Raw genomic sequence first — 5,240 nt, forward strand, 5'->3', positions numbered from 1 at the left:
CAGCAAAGGCCATGGCCGCCAGCGAGGCGAGGCGGGCGTTCTCCCCCTGCCACCAGTAACCGGATTCGTTGTGGTGGGGCATAAAGAAGCTGACGCGCGGCGCTTCATCCACCCCTTTCACATATTGGCGGGCGAGGGAGAAGGGGTTGCCCGCCCGTGCGCAGAGCGCCAGCTCGGCGGCCAGTGCCTGTTCCACCACGGTCTGTGCCCGGGCCTTGTGCTCCTGATCCGGCTCTACGCCCAGATATTCCAGCAGTGCCAGCACCGGCAGCCCCGCTTCTGCGGCGTGGTAGTAGGGGCGCGAGCCATCCTCGTTGGCCGACCAGTAGTGACCCAGCTCAGAATGAGGGCGCTGACGGGCGCAGAGCTTGCTGGCGCGGGCTCTCGCCTCGGCCAGCCATTCGGAGCCGAAGGTGCGGGTCAGCTCCACCGCCGCCAGCAGGGCGCAGTAGTCGTCGATGATGTTTTCGGCCCCGTCGTCCAGATAGGCAAGGTTGTGCTCACGCAGATGCAGGTAGCCGCGTTTGGCCGCCTCGGCGTAATGGTTGGTATCGAAGTCACCGCCGATGTGCTCGCGGGCAGCGCGGGCCAGTGCGGCAATGGCCATGCCGCCCCCCTGGCGGAAACCGGCCTGCCAGTTGGCGGACTTGAGCCCCTGTTGGGTGGCATAGGCGCACAGCTCGCGCTGGGCGGGATCCTTGCTCCACTTGTCGAACAGGGTCATGAAGAAGAAGCCCGATTCATCCTGCATCCGGCAGAGGAAATCGGCGCCGTGCAGCGCCTCGTCATTGAGCCGTTTGCAGAGGTTCACTCCGTCGATATCGCGGCGCGGGGCCAGCAGTTCCCGGCACTTGAGCAGAGCCCACACCACCATGGGGGTCTGCTGGGGGTTGAGGTAGTTGGCGTAGGAGAGGTGGCTCAGGTACTTGCTCATGTCGCCACTGGCATCGAACCAACCGCCGTGCACATCTTTGTGCTGGTCGGTGCCAAACAGGCGGGCGTTGCGGTCGGCCCGATCAAAGGTGCCGCTGGCGCGCTGCCCCTTGAAGTAGTGGATGACATCGGAGAGGCAGTGGCTGGCTAGCAGATCCTGGCCGATGGCAAAACGGGTCGAACGGACAATGCCTTGGGCAGTGATCGCCTCCAGCCGATAGTGGCCGGGCTCCTTGAAGGCGGAGAAGTCGGCACGCCAGTAAGCGCGGCCTTGCCAGCCAGGGACGCTGCCAGCCGGTTGCAGCGGGGTTTCAAACAGGATCTGGCCATCATCAAGGCGTTGCAGCCTGACATAGCCGCCGAGATCAGGAGCGGGGGAGGTTTGCAACAGGGCGACCTTGTGTCCGTCGCACTCGTAGCCCACCTGATTGATCAAGAGTTCCATCAAGGTATTACTCCTGTGGTTCACCGCCGGGCGGTGAGGCACATCACGGGGCTGTGGCCGCCCCGTATCGAGGCATGGCCGGACTGTGCTGTCCGGCCGGTCTAAGGCTCACCCTCACTCGTAGAGGTAGCAGCGCACGAAGTGGTTGTCGGCAAGCTTGGTGATGGGGGGCAGCGCCTCCTTGCAGCGGGGCATCGCCTGATTGCAGCGCCCGGCAAAGGGGCAACCGCAGGATTCCGGCGTCCAGAGCGGGATCTCCCCCTTGCGGCCCCCTTCCAGCTCGGCGTGGATGCTCTTCTCCGGATCGGGCACCGCCGAGATGAGCAGCTGGGTGTAGGGGTGCTGCGGGTGGTGCAGGATCTCGTCCACCTCGCCCCACTCCACCATGTGCCCCACATACATGACAGCCAGATCTTCCGCTACATAGCGAGCGGTGGCGATGTCGTGGGTGATGTAGAGCATGGAGACGCCGAGCTCGTTCTTCATCTGCTCCATCAGGTTGAGGATGCCGATGCGAATGGAGACGTCGAGCATGGAAGTCGGCTCGTCCGCCAGCACCACTTCCGCCTCCACCGCCAGATTGCGGGCGATGTTGACCCGCTGACGCTGGCCGCCGGAGAGCTGGTGCGGATACTTGGCCGCCGTTGCTTTGGCGGGGGTCAGGCCGACCTTTTCCAGCAGGCCGTAGACCATGTCGGGCAGCTCTTTCTTGTCGATCACCTTGCTGTGCAGCAGCAGGGGACGGGCGATGTGGTGATAGATGGTATGGGTCGGGTTGAGCGAACCGAACGGGTCTTGCCACACCATCTGCACGCTCTGGCGATAGTCCAGCAGGGCGGTGCCCTTGTTGAACTCCTCCAGATCGTGGCCGCGATAGAGAATTCGCCCGGCACTGAGCTTGTACATCTTGGCGATGATCTTGGCGATGGTGCTCTTGCCGGAGCCCGACTCCCCGACCACCGCCAGGGCGCGGCCCCGGTGCAGGTTGAAGGTGATGTCGGAGAGGGCCCGCATCTTGCCACTCTTGATGGCATTGGAGTTGATGGGGAAGTCCTTGTAGAGATGCTGGACTTCGATGATGGGTGCATCGGTTTTGGCGATTTGCATGACAGACATCCTTAACAGCCAGCGGCCTTGTCCAGATAGATCACGGAATCTTGTTGCAGCCCCTGCTCCTCATAGAGGTGGCAGGCGGTCTGTTGCCCGGGGCGGATCTCGGCCAATCTGGTGTACTCCTGACGGCAGCGATCGTGCACCTTGCCGCAGCGGGCCTGAAAGCGGCAGCCGACAGGCACCTCAAGCAGGTTGAGCGGGGTGCCCGGGATCCCTTCCAGCACCTTCTTCGGCCCGTGCAGGGGCGGGAAGGAGTTGCCAAGCCCTCTGGTATAGGGGTGCAGCGGCGAGGTCAGGATCGCCTTGGAGGGAGCGACCTCCACCAGTTCACCGGCATACATGATGCCGATGCGATCGCAGAACTCCACCATCAGGGAGAGGTCGTGGGTGATGAACAGAATGGAGAAGTTGAACTTCTCTTTCAGGGCATAGACCTTCTGCAGGATCTCCCGCTGTACCACCACATCGAGCGCCGTGGTTGGCTCATCCATGATGAGCAGCTCGGGGTTGAGCGCCATGGCGATGGCAATCACCAGCCGCTGGCGCATGCCGCCGGAGAACTGGTGCGGGTAATCCTTGAGCCGGCTCGGGTGGATATCGACGATGGTGAGCAGCTCCTGGGCGCGCTTGATCGCCTCGTAACGGGTCATGCCGGGATTGTGGGCCAGCAGCACGTCGCAGAACTGCTCCTCCATCCGCAGCACTGGGTTCAGGGCGTTCATGGCGGACTGGAACACCACCGACACCTGTTGCCAGCGATAGGAGCGTAGCCGCTCGTCGTTGTAGTGGAGGATATTCTCCCCCTTGAACAGGATCTTGCCACCGCTGATATAGGCGGGCGGCTTGTGCAGCCGGGCCACCGAGAAGGCGACGGTGGATTTGCCGCAGCCCGACTCACCGGCGAGACCGAAGATCTCGCCCTGTCTGATATCGAAGCTCACCGAGTTGACGGCGCGCACGTCGCCATTTTCGGTGATGTAGTCGACGCAAAGATTGCGTACTGACAGCAGGGGATGCTTGTTCATGCTGTCTTCTCCTGTGCGGCAGAGAGTGGTGTTGCGACCGGGGTGGCAAGTTTCTTCCAGCGGCTCAACCCTTTGTGGGAGCGCAGCTGCGGGTTGGCAATCTCGTCGATGGCGAAGTTGAGCAGAGCCAGACCGGCACCCAGGGTGGCGATGGCGAAGCAGGGGGCCAGGATCTCCCACCAGGCGCCGACCAGAATGGCACTGGAGGTCTGGGCGTTGTAGAGCATGATGCCCCAGCTCACCACGGTCGGGTCGCCAAGCCCCAGGAACTCCAGGGTCGCTTCGGTGACGATGGCGTAGATGATGGAGCCGATGAAGCTCACCCCGATGATGGAGATGAGGTTGGGCAGGATCTCCACCAGAATGATGCGCCAGGCCGGCTCGCCCAGCACTTCTGCTGCGATGACGAACTCCTTCTCGCGCAGGGCCAGGGTCTGGGCCCGGATGACCCGCGCGCCATAGGCCCACGAGGTCAACCCTATTATCACGGCAATTACCGCCGGTGACGCCTCCCCGATAAAGCTCGCCAGCACCAGTAGCAAGGGGAGGTTGGGGATCACCAGCACCACGTTCATCAGGAAGGTGAGGCATTCATCCACCAGACCCCCGAAGTAACCGGCAGTGATGCCGATGGCGACGGCCAGGGTGCAGACCAGCAGGCCAGCGCTGAAGCCCACCATCAGTGAGATACGGGCGCCGTTGGTGAACTGGGCCCAGATATCGTGGCCCATGCGGGTGGATCCCATCACGAACTCGGCACTGGGCGGCTGGTGGGGACGAGCCACCCGTTTGGTCGGCTCGTTGCTGGCCAGAATGGGGGCAAAGATGGCCATCAGTACGAAGGCAACCACGATGGCGAGGCCACAGGCAGCCTTCTTGTTGCCCAGCAGGATCTTTAGAATGGTCGGCATACGCATTTTATTTGCCTCCTGTACGCAGACGGGGATCCAGGAAGACGTAGAGCACGTCGGCCAGGAAGTTGAAGCTGAGCATGGTGATGGTCATGATGAGCAGCTGCCCCTGAATGAGTGGGTAGTCGCGGGCCAGAATGCCCTGATAGAGGGTCAGGCCCAGGCCGGGATAGTTGAAGATCACCTCGGTGATGAGGGAGCCACCGATAACGAAGCCGAGCGCCATGGATAGGGCGGTGACGCTGGGCAGAATGGCGTTGCGGGCGCCGTAGTTGAAGATCACCCGGTTGCTGGAGAGCCCCTTGGCCTTGGCCATGGTGATGTAATCCTCGCCCAGCAGGTTGATCATGTTGTTGCGCATGGTGATGAGAAAGCCCCCCACCTGCACCACGGCCAGGGTCAGCACCGGCATGATGGCGTGGGTCATGATGCTCTTGATGTGTTCCCAGCCCCAGTCAGCCTTGATCTCCGGGCTGTAGGCGTAGCCGATGGGCAGCCACTCCAGGCTGACCCCGAACAGGAACAGGGCGAGCAGGGAGACCACCACCGGCGGAATGGCCTGCATCACCAGAGTGAGCGGGGAGAGAATGCTGTCCATCCGGCCGCCGCGATACCAGGCGGCGAAGATGCCGACGATGGAACCGATGGAGAAGCTCAGGATGGTGGAGGTGCCGACCAGAAACAGGGTCCAGCCGATGGCACGGCCCAGCACGTCAGAGACCTGCTGCGGGTAGAAACGCACCGAGGTGCCGAGATCCCAGGTGAAGACACTCTTCACATAGGTGAGAAACTGGGTGCCGATGGGGCCGTCGA

Annotated in this window: 5 protein-coding genes; all 5 read right to left on the bottom strand. The window is 62.7% G+C overall.

All coding sequences use genetic code 11. The features are described from left to right. Nucleotides 1-1,378 (bottom strand): glycoside hydrolase family 9 protein (locus DBR30_RS08585; RefSeq protein ID WP_108588299.1); only part of this gene is annotated, 1,378 nt, incomplete at its 3' end. A gap of 114 nt (nucleotides 1,379-1,492) precedes the next feature. Next, nucleotides 1,493-2,485: an ABC transporter ATP-binding protein gene (locus DBR30_RS08590; protein ID WP_005347717.1), complete on the bottom strand. Its 993-nt coding sequence runs from the start codon at nucleotides 2,483-2,485 to the stop codon at nucleotides 1,493-1,495. 11 nt (nucleotides 2,486-2,496) lie between these two features. Further along, nucleotides 2,497-3,516 carry an ABC transporter ATP-binding protein gene (locus tag DBR30_RS08595; RefSeq protein WP_108541864.1) on the bottom strand — a complete coding sequence of 340 codons (1,020 nt, stop codon included), beginning with the start codon at nucleotides 3,514-3,516 and terminating at the stop codon, nucleotides 2,497-2,499. Then, nucleotides 3,513-4,433 carry an ABC transporter permease gene (locus DBR30_RS08600; protein WP_005362141.1) on the bottom strand — a complete coding sequence of 307 codons (921 nt, stop codon included), beginning with the start codon at nucleotides 4,431-4,433 and terminating at the stop codon, nucleotides 3,513-3,515. Before DBR30_RS08600 ends, DBR30_RS08595 begins: the two co-directional genes overlap by 4 nt. A 1-nt stretch (nucleotide 4,434) precedes the next feature. Next, nucleotides 4,435-5,240, bottom strand: an 806-nt coding sequence (locus DBR30_RS08605) for an ABC transporter permease (protein ID WP_258224364.1), incomplete at its 5' end; no start/stop codon positions are given.

Source organism: Aeromonas sp. HMWF017 (assembly GCF_003061465.1).
GTDB classification, from domain to species: Bacteria; Pseudomonadota; Gammaproteobacteria; order Enterobacterales; family Aeromonadaceae; genus Aeromonas; species Aeromonas veronii.